The 270-nt window shown below is 62.2% G+C and carries 1 protein-coding gene; it reads right to left on the bottom strand.

Annotated elements, in window-relative coordinates; genetic code table 11:
* On the bottom strand, window positions 1–270 hold a 270-nt coding region (locus tag M44_RS24400), incomplete at both ends, for a penicillin-binding transpeptidase domain-containing protein (RefSeq protein WP_010176185.1).

Genomic DNA, 270 nt, shown 5'->3' with positions numbered 1-270 from the left:
CTACTTCGGCGGTGCCGGTCTTGCCGGCTACCTGTACGCCGGGGACGGCGGCATTCCGCGCCGTCCCGTTCTCAACCACGTTGACCATCCACTCGGTGATTTGGTCCGCGTTCTCAGCGCTGAGCGATTCCCGATAAACCTCAGGCTCCGGTTCGTTGATGACGGAAAGATCCGGAGCGCGGACGGCCTTCACCAGATTCGGCTTCATGAGAACGCCGTCGTTCGCGATCGCTGCACTGACCATTGCCATCTGTAGCGGCGTGACCGCCA

Source organism: Bacillus coahuilensis m4-4, from assembly GCF_000171615.1.
Classification (GTDB): Bacteria; Bacillota; Bacilli; order Bacillales; family Bacillaceae_K; genus Bacillus_T; species Bacillus_T coahuilensis.
The sequence above is the reverse complement of the archived record's forward strand: the minus strand, read 5'-3'. Positions and strand labels throughout refer to the sequence as shown.